The following is a 15636-nucleotide window of genomic DNA, read 5'->3' on the forward strand; positions in this document are numbered from 1 at the left end:
TTTCCATATAGTCCAACTTAAGCGGGAATTCGTAACACTTGACCAGGAAAAATATCATCTGCATCTTTTAACAATGGGCGGTTAGCCTCAAATATTTTGTTATATTGATTGGCATCGCCATAATATTCTTTTGAAATTTTAGACAGACTATCGCCAGATTTAACCGTATAGAATTTACTTTCTGGTGCGGGAGTTGCCACTGTCATCTGATCATCCACTTTCGCGACATGATCGACATTGCCTACGGCCAAAACAATTTTTTCACGGTCTGCCTGACTTTGTACTTGCCCTTTAATGGTCGCCAGATCGCTGTTTCCGTTATAACTTACAGATAGTCCTGTTACAGGCAAGCCTAATGCTTTTATATGTCCCAGAAGCTTGTTTGCGATTTCTTGTGCAGAAAGTTCTGCTGGAGTGGTTGATGTGGCCGGAGCTGGCTGTGGTTCTGCTGGTGCTGTATTTTTTTTACCAATACCTTTTACAAAATCAAAAAGACCCATTTTATTTCTCCATATTGTTATTCAGGCTATTTAAAAAATAGTGCCCTATTTTTATACCTAAAATTTATATAAAAGAAAGGTTGTCTTTGGTGAACCTAACGTAACGATCTGTAATGAAAGTTGTTTAAAACAGTTTTGATTTTTCATTAAAAAAGCCACCTAAAAGGTGGCTTTCATTTTCAGCAAAGCTGAAACAACAATTAACCTAGTTTCTTAGAAACATAGTCAATAGCTGATTGAACAGTTGTGATTTCGTTAGAATCTTCATCAGGGATAGTGATGTCAAAATCATTTTCGAAAGACATAACAAGCTCAACTAAGTCTAAAGAGTCAGCACCTAAGTCATCCATAAAAGATGCTTCGTTTTTAATCTCTTCAGCTTTAAGACCAAGTTGTTCTGCAACCGCTTGTTTGATACGTAGTTCGATATCGCTCACAGGAATTCTCCTCATTGCTTGTGGCGTTTTTAATGCCGTTAGTTTAATTGAATATCTAATTTTTTGAAAGTTTATACATCAGCTAATTAGCTCATGTACAGACCACCATTTACATGTAAAACAGTACCAGTAATGTAACTCGCTTTCTCGCTAGCCAGAAAGCTCACTGCATTTGCGATATCTTGTGGATCCCCTAAACGGTTCAATGCCACTTGTTCACTCATTTTCTTGCGAATTTCTTCACTTAACTGTTCTGTCATTTCTGTTGCAATAAAACCTGGTGCAACAGCATTCACAGTGATTTGGCGACTACCCATTTCTTTTGCAAGGCTACGACCAAACGCTTCTATACCTGCTTTAGCGGCAGAATAGTTGGCTTGTCCCGGATTTGCAAAGTGAGCAACGACAGAACTGATGTTAATAATGCGTCCAAAACGTGCTTTGGTCATGCCTTTTAAAACACGCTTAGATAGACGGTATACGGCTTTCAGATGAATATTCAGGATATCGTCCCAATCATCTTCAGACATACGTAGTAACAAATTATCTTTGGTAATTCCAGCATTGTTCACAAGTGCAAGAACAGGACCATATTTTTGTTCAATCTCTGTAACTAAAGCATCAATGGCAGTCGCATCACGTACATCAAGTACTAGACCTGCGCCATTTTCAGCAAAGTTTGCAGATAATTTTTCTGCGCCTGCTTCGGAAGTTGCCGTACCAACGACAAAATAACCGTCTTGAATGAGTTGCTGAGCGATGGCTGCTCCAATCCCTCTGCTCGCACCTGTTACCAAGGCGACTTTACGTTCTTGTGTCATGCAATTTTCCCTTCAGCCACTAAAATGGCATTTAATGCTTCCTCAAGACGACTGTTACTGTCCAGTGGGAATGCTTTTTCGATTTTTGGTAAACGCTTAGCAAGATTGGCAAGGACATTACCCGGACCACACTCAACCACATACTCCACCCCTTGATCTTGCAGGTATTGCATGGTTTTGGTCCATTGCACAGATTGATACAATTGTGCAGTCAATGCCTGACGAACTCCTGCCACATCAGTTGCGATTTCCGCGTTGACATTTTGTATTACAGGAAGACCTGGTAGCTCAATGGCAGTTTGTTCCAAAGCTGCTGCAAACTTTTCCGCAGCTGGTTTCATCAGTGAACAATGCGATGGAACAGAGACCGGCAATGCAATCGCTTTACCTGATTGTTCTTTTGCTGCAGCCATTACAGCTTCTACAGCTTCTTTATCACCGGCAATAACCACTTGACCTTGTGCATTATAATTTGCGGCTTCTACTGAACCGTTCGCTTGTGCATTGACTTGCTCACAAAGCTCAATCACTTTGGCATCATCAAGACCTAAAATAGCCGCCATTGCACCCTGTCCTTGAGGAACAGCATCTTGCATGAGCTTGCCACGCAAATTCACAAGTTTCACTGCATCGCCAAGGCTCATCGCCCCTGCAGCAACCAATGCGCTGTATTCACCTAATGAGTGACCGGCGAGATATTTTGGTGCAACACCGCCCAATTCCAACCACACACGCCATAACGCGATACTTGCAGTCAGTAATACAGGCTGTGTAAATTCTGTTTGGTTTAACCCTTCACCACTTTGAGCAATGTGCCATAAATCAAAACCAATCGCTTCTGAAGCTTCAGCAAAAGTTTCTTGCACACCACTAAACTGTTCTGCAAGTTCAGCCAACATGCCAACTTTTTGTGAACCTTGACCAGGAAAAACAAATGCAGTTTTTGTCGCTTGAGCTGCTTGATCGAGTCGTTTAGCAGACATATAAAAATCCTTTCATGAGTCTAAGCTCGTTTACGAAGCGAAATTTAACACTTAATTTTTATTTTGGTAATTGCCAAATACAACAAAAATCGGCAACAAAAAAAGGGAGCTTTCGCTCCCATTTTTTCTACTAAGCTTGACGCTTAATACATCACCAATTATTCAGCAGCTGCTTTAGCGAATAATTGACGACCACGGTAGATACCATCTTTAGTCACGTGGTGACGACGGTGAACCTCACCAGATGTTTGGTCTACAGTTAATGCATTCTCGGTTAAAGCGTCATGTGAACGGCGCATGTCACGGCGAGAGCGACTTTTACGGTTTTGCTGAACGGCCATGATGGCTCCTTACAAAGATCGAAAAAATGGATCAGAACAAATTCAGTTGTCTTATACTTTACAGTATAACACAAAAATTAGTTAAGTTTACCCTTCAAACTTGCCAAAACATCAAACGGATTATCCCGTTTTTCTTCGACAATGTCTTCATCGGCGGGTTGATGCTTATGCACACAAACATCATGCTTGGGAGACAACGGCATCAACAATAACAATTCATCTTCTATCAGCGCGAGTAAATCAGCCGACGCAGGTGCATCAAAGCTACCTTTAGTCGTTGCTTCACTTTCACCTAAGACGATGAAATCAGCATCCTCATCCAAGCGCTCTATCAGTGATTCATCATCCACAAGCGCTAAATGAAAGTCTGAAACGAGAGGAATTTCAACGGTATTCAGACAACGTTGACATTCCATTGGAACTTTCGTTTCAACATGACCATCTAACCATACGATACGATGATACGCATCCATTGATAGCTTACAGTCTATGTTAATCAATTGATTATCAATTGATCCAACAGCTTCACGGGAAATGCGAACAAAGCGAGACAATGGCAGGGTACCTGACCATGTAAAGCCCTGTTCAGCCCATTTAAACGGCTCAATCTGTGCCGGAAAGGTATTTGCTGACATAATTAAGGCGGCAATTCTACAAATTCATCGGTACTCTGTCAAAGATTAAGATACAATTTTGTACTTATTTAGACAGATCATTTGGGTAATACAAGTCATGCATCAGTTGCAGCCGCAACCTGAAGTCACCACTTCATTACGGTTAACCACTCATTCAACCTCAAATTCTGCTGTGTATGTAGACCATGTGCAACTCTCACCTTGGGCTAATTTGCAAACAGAAGTTCAACAAGTAGATTGGCTTATACTACACTTTAATCACTGGTTTTCCCACCTAAATGTGACGCTTGTTCGTGGTGATTTTGAACCTGAATATTTTCCAGCGACTCAAGATAGCCCTGCCCGCATCCAGTTTGCGCATGGTTTCTTTAATAGCGCGTTGCATGAGATCAGCCACTGGAGCATTGCTGGCGACAAAAGACGCTTATTGGCAGATTTAGGTTACTGGTATGCACCGGATGGTCGAACTGCTGAGCAACAGGCATTATTTGAACAGGTTGAAATTAAACCGCAAGCCATTGAATGGTTATTCTCTAAAGCATTTGCTCGAAAATTCCGCGTATCTTTGGATAACTTAACGGGCGATGGCGGTGATGGTGCAACTTTTAAAGACAATGTTTATGCTCAAGTTCAGCAATATTTTAATGGCGAAGCCAAACTTCCTCGCGATGCAGCACACTTTATTCAGTGTATCTGTGCCTGCACGCGAAGTGGCAAAACATTACAAAGTGATGAGTTTCAACGTGAAATGTTAGACTGAATTACACAAACTCATCAAAGCCTGATTGCAAGACTTTGTAAACTCAACAGATAATATCTAAAAATAAATCGGGAGAGAATAAATATGCTTCATTTAAGAATACATCCTGATAATCCTCAACCGCGTTTGATCAGTCAGGCGGTAGAGCGTATTCGTGCCGGTGATGTGGTGGTCTACCCGACCGATGCTGCGTATGCAATTGGTTGCCAAATCGGAAATAAAAATGCCATGGAGCGTATTTCACAAATCCGTGGCCTAGGGCCCAAGCACCAATATGCGATTCTCTGTTCCGATTTATCTGATATTGCTACTTATGCCAAAGTAGATAATGCCATGTATCGGCTGCTTAAAAATAATACTCCCTCAGTGACCACCTTCATTTTACCTGCGACCAGCGAAGTGCCTAAACGCTTGATGCATCCTAAAAAGAAAACCATTGGACTGCGTATTCCGAGTAACCCGATTTGTCGAATGCTCCTAAAGGAATTGGGTGAACCCCTTTTAACCAGTACGCTGATTCTCCCCAATCATACAGAGCCTTTAGATGATCCTTATGATATTGAAATGGAGTTGGAAAAACGCATTGATGTGTTTATTGATGGAGGTCTAGGGATTTTAAACACCACCAGTATTGTGGATTTATCCGGTGAGCATCCGGAAGTGATTCGTCGTGGTGTTGGAGATGTAAGCGCTTTTGAATAAGCGCTTTTTTAAACTTCCATGAAAAAAAATAAATAAAGATATTGAGAAAGATGAAATGGACTTATTTCATGTATTACTCAATATCGATCAGTTCTCCGAAGATAAAACCATCTATGTCGAGCACCCTTGGACACTGGAATCTGAAGCCCAAGTCATCTATATAAAGGATAAGGCTACCTCCACTATTCACATTGAAAATAAAGTGTATGCGTATTTCCTCGATATTTATTTAGTCGATGAATTATGGGCTCAGTTTGAAAGCCAAAATTTATGTTTGCGCACGGTCTGTCAGCATATCGTAGAATTTGCGCTTGATCAGCGCACATAAAAAATTGCATAACTTTTAAATTTGGCTATTTAACATTTAATCTTTCCAGCAACCCTCATCATCTAGAAAAAGTAGATAAGTGCTGAACAATACTGTGCATTTAGAATCAATTTTAGCTGTTAACAGTTAACGCGATGATATCTTTTAATTTCTTTTTCTGCTTACCATCAATATCAAAATTATCTGCTTTTAGCCAAGCCAGATATGCCTTTTCTAATTCAGGCCATTCCTCATCTAAAATTGAAAACCATGCGGTATTGCGGTTTCGACCTTTAGCTATACGATGTTGACGAAAGGTTCCTTCATACTGAAATCCAAAACGTAAAGCTGCACGTTTTGAAGGTTGATTCAATTCATCACATTTCCATTCCACACGACGGAAACCTTGCTCAAAACACGCTTTCAATAATAAATAAATCACTTCAGTTGATGCTGTAGACTGCTTTATTTTATGAGAAAAATAAACATTTCCAATTTCTATGACATGATCCGCAGGACATTGATTAATTAAGCCCACCCACCCCACCATAATCTGGTTCACTTCAATTAAATAATGCGTTGTTCCCTTAAAACCAAAATGATTCTTTAAAGCACTTCGTAATTCATCTTCAGTTTCAAAACCGGAATAAGGTAAATAGGTCCAACAACTGCGATCTACTTCGGTTTTTACACAGTGCCAAATTTGCTTAAAATGCTCCTCACTCAGTGTGGTTACAGACAAATCATGTAATGTGACCCTGTTTCCATATAGATTTTCTGCCAAAAGATGCACGGCCAAGGGATTAGATACTGGCATTCCGATGATTTGACCATATTCATTTTCTTGTACTTTCTGATAATTTTTCATCGCTGATCACAACGTGTTTTCTTGATTTTATATTGCGCAAAAAATCTCCTTTTCGCCAGTAAAAAATATATATCTAACAATGACATCATGTACGTTGTTTTCAGTTAGATAAAAATTCCCTATTTATTTTAGGTTTTTTTGTCATTTGTTAGCTTTTGTAATTTATTTGGAGTCCATTTTCCTTTAGACTACGCAGATTAATTATGTGCTTTTTCTCATCACCCAGCACCTATACTGACCGCTGATCTGAAATAGCATCTTCATGCCTTTGAAAATTCGCGTGGCCTATAACTGTAATGAATCAACCGATCCATAATCCTATGGAGCAAGCTTCACCCATCCGCGTTATGGATGAGTGGCAAGAATCAATTCCAGAGGATTTGTATATTCCTCCTGCTGCATTTGAAATTCTTTTAGAGCATTTCGAAGGACCACTCGACTTCCTGATTTACCTGATTCAAAAAAGCGGTTTTGACTTATTACAACTTGATATTGCCCCGATTGCAGCCCAGTATTTATCGTATATGGATGCAATGAAGTCACTCAATATTGAATTAACAGCAGATTATATGGTGATGGCGGCTTTATTGGCCGATCTCAAATCACGTTTACTACTACCAAAAGCAAGTACATCCATTGTTATTGAAAAAGATCCAAAACAACAACTGATTGACCGTCTAGAAACTTATTTACGTGTAAAACAGGCAGCTGAACGTTTGGGTCAAATGCCAGTTCTAGAACGCGATACCTTCCCAACAAATGTAAGTTTGGGTCATATTGCACAAAATAACGAAGGCTATGATATTGCTCTTTTACGTGATGCCTTATTTTGCGTGTTCAATCGACCAGAACCGGTTACCCATCAAATTCAACAAGAACCCGTACTGCTAGAAGAACGCATTGCTTTTATTGAAAGCCGCTTACAGTCAGGTGAAATCCTGCATTTCGAGGCCTTGCTGAAACCGAGTCAAGGACGTATGGGTATGGTGGTCACCTTTATGGCCATTTTAGAACTTACACGCCAACAAAAAGTGAATATTATTGCGACAGGTATTGAAGCGCCACTGGCGATTCAAGGAGTACAAGCATGATAAATGATCAAGCGACACCCCTATCTGTTGCTGATAACCAACATGAAGTTTTGATGCAACTGGAAGCGATTATTTTTGCCAGTGAAGCAGCTGTTTCACTTGCACGTTTAAAAGAAGCGTTCCAAAATCAATATGCCAAACCAGAATTGCGTCAATTCTTACAACAGCTTGCCATGCTACAACATGGCAGATCGATCGAACTGGTGGAAACCGCACAAGGTTTCCGTTTTCAGGTTCGTGCTAAATATCGCAATATCATTACTCAGGTTTGGCCAGAGCGACCAACTCGCTTATCCCCAACCCTGCTCGAAACCATTGCTGTGATTGCTTACCATCAACCAGTAACGCGAGCAGATATTGAACAGATTCGTGGGGTTTCAAACAATAGTCAAATACTCAGATCTTTGTTTGACTGGAACTGGATTAAAGAGTCCGGATTCAGAGAACTCCCTGGAAGACCCGCGTTGTTAGTTACAACGCCACAATTTTTAAATGCATTTGGCCTGTCTTCACTGGGTCAATTGCCTCCCCTGCAGGATGCCAAGGAAGCTTTTATGGTCCTCGATGCTCACGCACCGAAGTCATAGATAGGTGAACTGTTGATGATAATTTCTAAGGTTATGCTGTCATGAGTGAAAAATTACAAAAGGTGCTTGCACGCGTTGGTTTGGGTTCTCGCCGTTATATGGAAGAAGTCATTGCCGCTGGTCGTGTAAGTATCAATGGACGTGTTGCCCAAGTGGGTGAACGTATTGAACCAGGTGATGAGCTTCGCATCGATGGTCGTAAAGTCCAATTCCAGATTGAAGACGAAATTCGTCGTCGTGTTCTGATTTACTACAAACCAGAAGGTGAAATTTGTTCACGCAATGACCCTGAATCACGTCCGACCGTATTCGAACAGCTTCCAGCAATTCCAGGTGATCGCTGGGTGATGGTGGGTCGTCTGGATATTAACTCGACTGGTCTGTTATTGTTCACGAACGATGGTGAATTGGCGAATCGCCTAATGCACCCTTCAAACGAAATTGAACGTGAATATGCTGTGCGTGTGATGGGTGAAGTAACACCACAACTTAAAAACAATATGATCAATGGTGTTGTTCTGGATGACGGTCCAGCAAAATTTGAATCATTCTCTGAAATTGGCGGTGAAGGGATTAACCGCTGGTATCAAGTGGTGGTAAAAGAAGGTCGTAACCGCGAAGTTCGTCGTATTTTTGAATCTCAAGGTCTTAAAGTTAGCCGCTTGCTTCGTACCCGTTACGGTACTGTGATTTTACCGCGCGAACTTCGTACGGGTCGCTGGATGGAGCTTGATAAAGGCGATATCGACAACTTGACCAAATCTGTTGAGTTAAAACCGCGTCAAGGTACTGGCTTGTTTGGTATGGCAAAACGTCGTAACGAACGTATGCAAGAAAAACCAATGGCTGCCCGTCGTGGTGGTTATTTACGTCAGCAACGTCGTGATAATGAAGGTGAAGCTCAACCGGAACAGCGTCGTGACCAACGTCAAGCCAGCCCCGAAAATGGCCGTTCTGACAACCGCTTCAACAATCGTCCTGTTCGTACAGAAGGCAATACCGACAACCGTTTTAACAATCGCAATGATCGTTCAGAACAACGTGGTGATGATCGTGGCAACCGTGCGCCTACTGAGCGTAATGGCAATACGTTTGAAAACCAAAACCGTGGTACAGATAAATTTGCACAACGCAAACCCTTTGGTTTGAATAAAGGCTTTAAGAAATTTTAATGCTTAAATACCTTTAAAAGAAAAGCCACTCATTTGAGTGGCTTTTCTTATCGTTTTTCAAAAGGAGAGAAAGTTTTAAAGCACAGGAATATCCATCCACTGTGCATCTGGAAAATGTTTTGCCAAATACGCTTTTAAATAATCCGAAGTGTCTTTAGAGATAAGCTGATCTTGCGATTCATCATTCAAGTTATACGCCAAAGCATAAAGTTCCAAACCACGACTTTTTAAAGCTTCCAAGCTCAGCAACGTATGATTAATACTGCCTAAACGACCTGAACTGACCAAAATCACAGGAAATTTCTTTTCAGCCAGATAATCAATCGTCAGCAATTCTGTGGTTAAAGGCACCATCAAACCGCCCGCACCTTCCAGTAAAACCACCTCATATTTATTAGCCAATTGCTGAGTCGCATCTGCAATTTTTTGAAAATCAATTTCACGACCATCAATTTTGGTCGCTAAATGTGGCGAAGCTGGATAAGTAAAAATCTCAGGCATGGTCAGTTTAGTTTCATCTTCAGGAAACCAGCCCATCTGCATCATTTTACGATGCTGTTCGATATCTTCAGAAATATCGGTATTGCCAGTTTGTACCAACTTTTGGGTAATGGTTTTCTTGCCCTGCGCGTTCCATAACTTTGCCAGATAACCGGTGGTATAGGTCTTGCCAATTCCGGTATCAATACCACTAATAAAATAAACCGCTGCGGTCATGGCTTGCTCCGTGCAATGCAATAGATAGGATGGTAACTCAGCTGATAATGGCGCTGACCATGCTGATCAAGCTCTGAAAATTGCTGATAATCTTGATAAAATTGCTGTAAAGACTGTTTGCTCCAACGATGCTGCGATGCTGTTGCAGTCACACCGGTAGCTTTTAAATGTTGCAGTACTTGTTTAGGCTGTTGAAAAGTTAAAGTTTCAATATTTTCTGAAAGATGCAGGATTTCAAAATCCTGCTGCATCAACTTTTGCTGAATAGATTCAATGCTTAGATAATCCAAACCCTGTCCAGTCAATGCCTTAATTTCTTTTAGATTCTGCTGACCAAAGGTCGAAAAACACAAATAGCCTTGCTGTGTTAAAGCATCAGAACATTTTTTAAAAATCGCCTCTAAATCAAAGATCCATTGCAAAGCTGAACTGGATGCAATCAGGTCAAGGCATTGTGGAAAATCCAGTTGTTCAATATCTCCGATCAGCCATTCTATTTTTTTAGATTCAGAAAAATGCTGCTGAACTTCAGGATACAGGTCATTTAAAAACAGTTGTTTAACTGCAAAATGCTGCATCAGCAAATGGCTTAAATTCCCCGAACCACAACCGATTTCAAAAACACGATCTAAACTGTTTTTGCATAAGTGTTCTTGCATCAACCCAATTAAATTCTGGCAAATCTGTTTTTGTACCACCGCATGTTCTGTATAACTTTGCGCGGCTTTTTCAAAGCGCTGCGCGACTTGTGATTTATCAATATTCACCATGCAAACTCACAACAATGCCACAAGCTGATCGAGATCAGTTTGGCTCACTTGCGTGGTCAGTGAAATACGCAATCTTGAACTATGCTTGGGTACAGTTGGCGGACGAACCGGCATGATATAAAAACCAACCTGCTGTAGCTGCATTGCTTTAGCCACGGTCTTTTGCGACGCACCGATAACCACTGGCACAATATGCGATGTTGAAGGACAATCAAAACCTTTACGTATAATGGCTTGCTGTAGATTACGACTAATATTGTTTAAATGCTGTCGCTCATTTTTTAAAGTTAAAACTTTTTGGAAAATAAAATCAGTCCATGCCATACAGATCGGTGGTTGTGCGGTACTAAAAATCAGCGGTCGCATGCTATTAATCAGATATTCACGAATGATCGGATGGCAAATCAGATAACCGCCGACCGATGCCAGTGCTTTACCGAAAGTTCCTACCAGTAAATCAATATCATCAATCACGCCATATTGTTCAGCACAACCCAAGCCCTGCTCACCTCGAACGCCAATGGCATGCGCTTCATCGACATACAGCATGACTTTAGCAAATTGCTTTTTAACCCGAACCAGTTCAGCCAAATCGGTCTCATCACCATCCATACTAAAAATGGATTCAGTCACCACAATAATGCGATCAAATGATTCATCGGCATGGTACTTTTGCAAAAGTTGAGTCAGATGATTCAGGTCGTTATGTCGATAACGCACATATTTGGCAGTGGATAAACGGATGCCATCAATCATGCTGGCATGCACCAGTTTATCTGCAAGAATTAAGGTTTTACTGTCACTTAAGGCAGGTAAAATCCCGATATTCATGTGATAGCCGCTGTTAAATAACAATGCAGCACGCCCCTGAAAAGCCTGACTTAAGCTGACTTCCAGTTGTTCATATTCAGGAAAATTCCCGGTCAGCAAACGTGAAGATGATGAACTCATGATCCGCAGTTCATTTGGGGTTTCATCAAAAAACTGTTCACGCAAAGTTAAATCTGATGCCAAACCCAAATAATCATTGGATGAAAGGTTGAGCATCGTCTGACTATTAATTTCGATCATCCGACCTTGCTGAACATTTGAAGTAAATTGACGCAGATTACCCTGCTGCTTTAATTCATCCAGCTTCATTGCATAGTCATTTAGCAGCGTGTCATTCAACATGTTCATACTGAAACCTCTTGCATCCGCTCAACCACCTCAACCAGTTGTTGCAACAAGGTATTGAGTTGTTGCTCACTAATCACATAGGGTGGCATCACATAGACCAATTTGCCAAATGGACGTATCCAGACCCCGCGTTGAACAAACTGTTGTTGCAAGGTTTTCATATCAACATTAAAGCTCAGTTCAACTACGCCAATTGCACCCAGTACCCGCACATCCTGTACATAATCCAGCTCTGACAAGGGTTGTAAATGTTGTACTAACTGTTTTTCGATACGCTGAATATTCGCTTGCCAATCCTGTGCCAATAAAACTTCTGTGCTTTTCAACGCAACAGCACATGCCAGTGGATTTGCCATAAAGGTTGGACCATGCATAAACACCCCTGCCTCGCCCTGACTGATGGTTTCCGCCACATGCTTGCTGGTTAAGGTTGCCGAAAGCGTCATATAGCCCCCGGTCAAACCTTTGCCGATGCACATGATGTCAGGTTCAACCTGGGCATGTTCCCACGCAAACAGCTTGCCGGTACGCCCAAAACCGGTGGCAATTTCATCAAAAATCAACAGCACCTGGTATTTTTCACAGAGCAATTTGGCTTGGCGTAAATATTCAGGATGATAAAACCGCATCCCGCCTGCACCTTGCACGATGGGTTCCAGAATTAAACCGGCAATAGTGTGGTGATGCTGGTTTAAGACTTGTTCTAATTCAGCAATATCTGCTTGATTCCATTCATCATAAAAACCGACTTGCGGTGCCGGAACAAATAAACGATTCGGTAGACTGGAACCAAAAATTTGATGCATCCCTGTCACGGGATCGCAGACCGACATCGCATTCCAAGTATCACCATGATAGCCAGAACGTGGCGTCACAAAATTGGTCTTCTGACTTTTTCCCTGTGAAGTCCAAAACTGTACCGCCATCTTTAACGCTACTTCAACAGCCACCGACCCTGAGTCTGCATAAAAGATTTTATCCAGGCTCGGAGGGGTAATTTTTAACAGAAGTTTGCCGAGCTCAATCGCTGGATCATGGGTAAATCCACCAAACATGATGTGCGACATATTTTGTAATTGATCAGTTACTGCCTTGTTCAGTTCAGGATGGTTATAACCATGAATGGCGCACCACCAAGATGACATGCCGTCAATCAGTTGACGCCCATCTTCCAGTTCGATGATTGCACCATAGGCCTTTTTGACTTTAAAAGTCGGCAATGGATTGGTCATGGAAGTATAAGGATGCCAGATATGTTCAAGATCAAATTCTAGATCAGTTAACTCGGTCATCCTTACCTCTAACAGTACATAAAAATCCTAATTTTTAGATCTTAAACTGACACCGAATAAAAAGGAATTGCGATATAAGCCATTTCTCAAGATGTTTGTTTTATTTTCTTTAAATACTGGAAGATTTTGTCACTTGTTTCTTCCGCATGGAAGACAGGGAAACCATGGGAGCCAGAAATTAGATCAACATCTAAAAACTTTGTATTTAAATTTTGAAGATTTTCGATAACTTTGCAACTAACTAAAGCATCCTGCTGTGCAAGCAAATAATATTTCTGCCCCTGATAGTTTTTTAATATATCTGCAACATTTAATTGCTCCAGTAAATTTAAACCTTGCTTTAATAGCTGAATTTGCTGTGGCTGAATTAAACTTTGCAATGTGATGAAATCTGCCTTGGTACTTTTCACACCCTGACAAACCATATAGCCAAATTTCTTTAATGTCGCAATTGCATCCTGTTCAAAGGACTGTTTAAACTGCTGAAAGCTAAGGTGAGCCATTGCTGTTTGCCATGCGTCATTAGCAACAAAACAAGGATTAGAAGCGAGTGTGATCAGGACTTTTCTTGCTGCATATTGCTGTTCAATTTGATCCACCAGCAAAGCAGCCAACTGCCCACCTAAAGACCAACCCACAATGACATCAAACTGTTTAGCCAGTTCAACGTGTTGTTGCAATATCTGCTCATCAAAGGCATTAAAGATATTGATCAATTCAACTTGACCACCTTGTTGTTGCAAGGCCTGTTTTAAAGGACTAAGGAGTTTGGTGCCCCCGCCCCAGCCAGTGATGAGTAAAATACGTTGCTGCAATGTTAATCCTTAAATCTATGCTGTGACTGACTGCAGTATATAAAATTTTATTGATTTTAAACTGCACAAAATCCATCAAAAATAATCTACGTTTGATGAATATTATTTTGTTAGTATTTGGAGAGATCCTAACAAAAAGAAGATGCAGAATATTATGAATGCTTCTAAAATATGCAAAATCACTTTGCTCTGTATAAGTGTAAGCTTAAGTCTTACTCAATTTGCATCTGCTGAAAGTTCCATTTTTTCAAAGTCTGAAACTTCTCAAAAACAATGGGTCGGAAAATCTGCACCTGCGTTTAAATTACAGGATCAAAACAGCAAATGGCATTCTTTAAGCCAATATAAAGGTAAATGGATCGTTTTATATTTTTATCCCAAAGACAATTCACCGGGTTGCACTCAAGAAGCCAATCAGTTTAAGGCACTCTACCCACAATTTTTAAAAAATAATGCTGTAGTGTTGGGCTTGAGTTTAGACGATGTTAAATCTCATCAAAAATTTTCAGAAAAGTTAGGTTTACCTTTTCCCATCTTGGCAGACAATCATCATCAACTGGCAGATCAATTCGGGATTGTCCGTAACCTCGGCATTACCAAAATTGCCAAGCGAGAAAGCTTTTTGATTGACCCCAAAGGAACCATTGTTTATCACTACAACAGTGTAGATACACAATCGCATGCGGCTCAGGTCTTGGCAGATATTCAAAAGTTTTCAAAATAGATCTTCGATTATTCAAAATCTAGACCGTATGATTCGATTCAAATGATAAACCGGGTTCAAATGATAAAATTTAAGACATAAAAAAGCCCAACTCTTGTCAGGCTTTCTCGATCTAAATCTGCAATCTTACATTTGCGATTGAATATAGTTTTGCAAACCAATCAATTCAATCAAACGAATTTGTTTTTCCAGCCAGTAGGTATGATCTTCTTCAGTATCAGACATTTGCTGACGAAGCATCTCGCGGGTCACGTAATCGCCTTTTTCTTCGCAAAGTTTTACACCTTGCGCCAATTTTTCACGTACATGATATTCGAGTTTTAAATCTGCTTTTAAACACGTTACAACATCTTCACCGGTTTCGATGTCATCACGGTTCATATTCGGTGTACCTTCTAAAAACAATACACGGCGAATAAGCGAATCGGCATGCGATGCTTCTTCTTGCATTTCATGGTCAATACGTTCAAAAATCTTCGTTAAACCCCAATCTTCATACATACGAGAATGAATAAGGTATTGATCACGAGCAGCCAGTTCGCCACCGATCAACATATTTAGATAGTCTACGACTTCTGGATTGCCACGCATTTCAATTACTCCATACCCTTTTTCTAACATTATGGACAAAAGCCACCATCAATGCAAAAGAAAAATTATGTAAGTTTATGATTTTTATAAAATTAAAATGAGAAACATACGCATTTGCAGTGTATTTAACCAAACTTTCCATATAAAAAATAAGCCTTTGCGTAATTGAAGCAATTTCACCAAGGCTGATTTAAACTATAAAAGTATATTTTTAAGATTTGTAACGGTTACAAATGGTTCTTATTCCCTCAACGAATAAATGACTTTAACCTTGTGATGCATGTCTTAGCACATCATTCGGTCACAATTGCATCTCATCTAAACGAATTAAATACAAGTTCAGC

Annotated in this window: 20 protein-coding genes; 7 read left to right on the forward strand and 13 right to left on the reverse strand. The window is 40.5% G+C overall.

Annotated features, from left to right (window positions below; genetic code table 11):
* Positions 1-17 precede the first annotated feature (17 nt).
* The 6 genes from lysM to E0409_RS07775 form a co-directional block, all read right to left on the reverse strand.
* Positions 18-500: a peptidoglycan-binding protein LysM gene (lysM, locus tag E0409_RS07750; protein ID WP_131289416.1), complete on the reverse strand. Its 483-nt coding sequence runs from the start codon at positions 498-500 to the stop codon at positions 18-20.
* Positions 501-700: 200 nt separating this feature from the next.
* On the reverse strand, positions 701-937 hold the full coding sequence (acpP, locus tag E0409_RS07755) for an acyl carrier protein (protein WP_004651013.1): 237 nt from the start codon (positions 935-937) through the stop codon (positions 701-703).
* Between the two features lie 86 nt (positions 938-1023).
* Positions 1024-1758 (reverse strand): 3-oxoacyl-ACP reductase FabG, encoded by a 735-nt coding sequence (gene fabG, locus E0409_RS07760; RefSeq protein ID WP_131289418.1) that lies wholly within the window; start codon positions 1756-1758, stop codon positions 1024-1026.
* Complete coding sequence (fabD, locus tag E0409_RS07765; protein WP_131289420.1) at positions 1755-2741, reverse strand: ACP S-malonyltransferase; 987 nt, start codon at positions 2739-2741, stop codon at positions 1755-1757. Before fabD ends, fabG begins: the two co-directional genes overlap by 4 nt.
* 158 nt (positions 2742-2899) lie before the next feature.
* On the reverse strand, positions 2900-3082 hold the full coding sequence (gene rpmF, locus E0409_RS07770) for a 50S ribosomal protein L32 (protein WP_131289422.1): 183 nt from the start codon (positions 3080-3082) through the stop codon (positions 2900-2902).
* A gap of 77 nt (positions 3083-3159) precedes the next feature.
* Positions 3160-3717, reverse strand: coding sequence for a YceD family protein (locus tag E0409_RS07775; RefSeq protein ID WP_131289424.1), 558 nt, complete (start codon positions 3715-3717; stop codon positions 3160-3162).
* Positions 3718-3814: 97 nt separating this feature from the next.
* Between E0409_RS07775 and E0409_RS07780 the strand changes: the two genes are divergently transcribed.
* The 3 genes from E0409_RS07780 to E0409_RS07790 all read left to right on the forward strand — a co-directional run bounded on the left by E0409_RS07780 (position 3815) and on the right by E0409_RS07790 (position 5507).
* Entirely contained in the window at positions 3815-4477 is a 663-nt protein-coding gene (locus E0409_RS07780) for an elongation factor P hydroxylase (RefSeq protein WP_131289426.1), read from the forward strand.
* An 84-nt stretch (positions 4478-4561) separates the two neighbouring features.
* Positions 4562-5179, forward strand: coding sequence for an L-threonylcarbamoyladenylate synthase (locus tag E0409_RS07785; protein ID WP_131289428.1), 618 nt, complete (start codon positions 4562-4564; stop codon positions 5177-5179).
* A gap of 55 nt (positions 5180-5234) precedes the next feature.
* A complete protein-coding gene (locus E0409_RS07790; protein ID WP_131289430.1) occupies positions 5235-5507 on the forward strand; it encodes a hypothetical protein in 273 nt (90 codons plus the stop codon).
* A 112-nt stretch (positions 5508-5619) separates the two neighbouring features.
* Here the strand turns inward: E0409_RS07790 and E0409_RS07795 are convergent, their stop codons facing one another.
* Positions 5620-6354: a GNAT family N-acetyltransferase gene (locus tag E0409_RS07795; RefSeq protein ID WP_131289432.1), complete on the reverse strand. Its 735-nt coding sequence runs from the start codon at positions 6352-6354 to the stop codon at positions 5620-5622.
* A 296-nt stretch (positions 6355-6650) separates the two neighbouring features.
* On the opposite strand from E0409_RS07795, the gene E0409_RS07800 reads away from it, so the two are divergent.
* Genes E0409_RS07800 through rluB form a run of 3 tightly spaced genes read left to right on the forward strand, consistent with a single transcriptional unit; the run spans position 6651 to position 9204 of the window.
* Positions 6651-7445: a segregation and condensation protein A gene (locus E0409_RS07800; RefSeq protein WP_131289434.1), complete on the forward strand. Its 795-nt coding sequence runs from the start codon at positions 6651-6653 to the stop codon at positions 7443-7445.
* The gene (scpB, locus tag E0409_RS07805; protein ID WP_131289436.1) at positions 7442-8032 is read left to right on the forward strand and encodes an SMC-Scp complex subunit ScpB; all 591 of its coding nucleotides are present in this window, start codon (positions 7442-7444) and stop codon (positions 8030-8032) included. The genes E0409_RS07800 and scpB overlap by 4 nt, the downstream gene beginning before the upstream one ends.
* A 41-nt stretch (positions 8033-8073) precedes the next feature.
* Entirely contained in the window at positions 8074-9204 is a 1131-nt protein-coding gene (rluB, locus tag E0409_RS07810; RefSeq protein ID WP_131289438.1) for a 23S rRNA pseudouridine(2605) synthase RluB, read from the forward strand.
* Between the two features lie 75 nt (positions 9205-9279).
* On the opposite strand, the gene bioD is transcribed toward rluB, so the two are convergent.
* The 5 genes from bioD to E0409_RS07835 all read right to left on the reverse strand — a co-directional run bounded on the left by bioD (position 9280) and on the right by E0409_RS07835 (position 13977).
* Positions 9280-9921 carry a dethiobiotin synthase gene (bioD, locus tag E0409_RS07815; protein ID WP_131289440.1) on the reverse strand — a complete coding sequence of 214 codons (642 nt, stop codon included), beginning with the start codon at positions 9919-9921 and terminating at the stop codon, positions 9280-9282.
* Positions 9918-10691: a malonyl-ACP O-methyltransferase BioC gene (gene bioC, locus E0409_RS07820; protein ID WP_131289442.1), complete on the reverse strand. Its 774-nt coding sequence runs from the start codon at positions 10689-10691 to the stop codon at positions 9918-9920. The genes bioD and bioC overlap by 4 nt, the downstream gene beginning before the upstream one ends.
* A 6-nt stretch (positions 10692-10697) precedes the next feature.
* Entirely contained in the window at positions 10698-11864 is a 1167-nt protein-coding gene (locus E0409_RS07825) for an 8-amino-7-oxononanoate synthase (protein ID WP_502699805.1), read from the reverse strand.
* A gap of 2 nt (positions 11865-11866) precedes the next feature.
* Positions 11867-13162 (reverse strand): adenosylmethionine--8-amino-7-oxononanoate transaminase, encoded by a 1296-nt coding sequence (bioA, locus tag E0409_RS07830; RefSeq protein WP_131289446.1) that lies wholly within the window; start codon positions 13160-13162, stop codon positions 11867-11869.
* 86 nt (positions 13163-13248) lie between these two features.
* Positions 13249-13977 carry an alpha/beta hydrolase family protein gene (locus E0409_RS07835; RefSeq protein WP_131289448.1) on the reverse strand — a complete coding sequence of 243 codons (729 nt, stop codon included), beginning with the start codon at positions 13975-13977 and terminating at the stop codon, positions 13249-13251.
* Between the two features lie 154 nt (positions 13978-14131).
* On the opposite strand from E0409_RS07835, the gene E0409_RS07840 reads away from it, so the two are divergent.
* Positions 14132-14701 carry a peroxiredoxin gene (locus tag E0409_RS07840; protein WP_131289451.1) on the forward strand — a complete coding sequence of 190 codons (570 nt, stop codon included), beginning with the start codon at positions 14132-14134 and terminating at the stop codon, positions 14699-14701.
* 126 nt (positions 14702-14827) lie between these two features.
* On the opposite strand, the gene ftn is transcribed toward E0409_RS07840, so the two are convergent.
* Positions 14828-15292 (reverse strand): heteropolymeric bacterioferritin subunit Ftn, encoded by a 465-nt coding sequence (gene ftn, locus E0409_RS07845; protein WP_067726514.1) that lies wholly within the window; start codon positions 15290-15292, stop codon positions 14828-14830.
* Positions 15293-15636: the final 344 nt, after the last annotated feature.

Source organism: Acinetobacter sp. ANC 4862 (assembly GCF_004336635.1).
Classification (GTDB): Bacteria; Pseudomonadota; Gammaproteobacteria; order Pseudomonadales; family Moraxellaceae; genus Acinetobacter.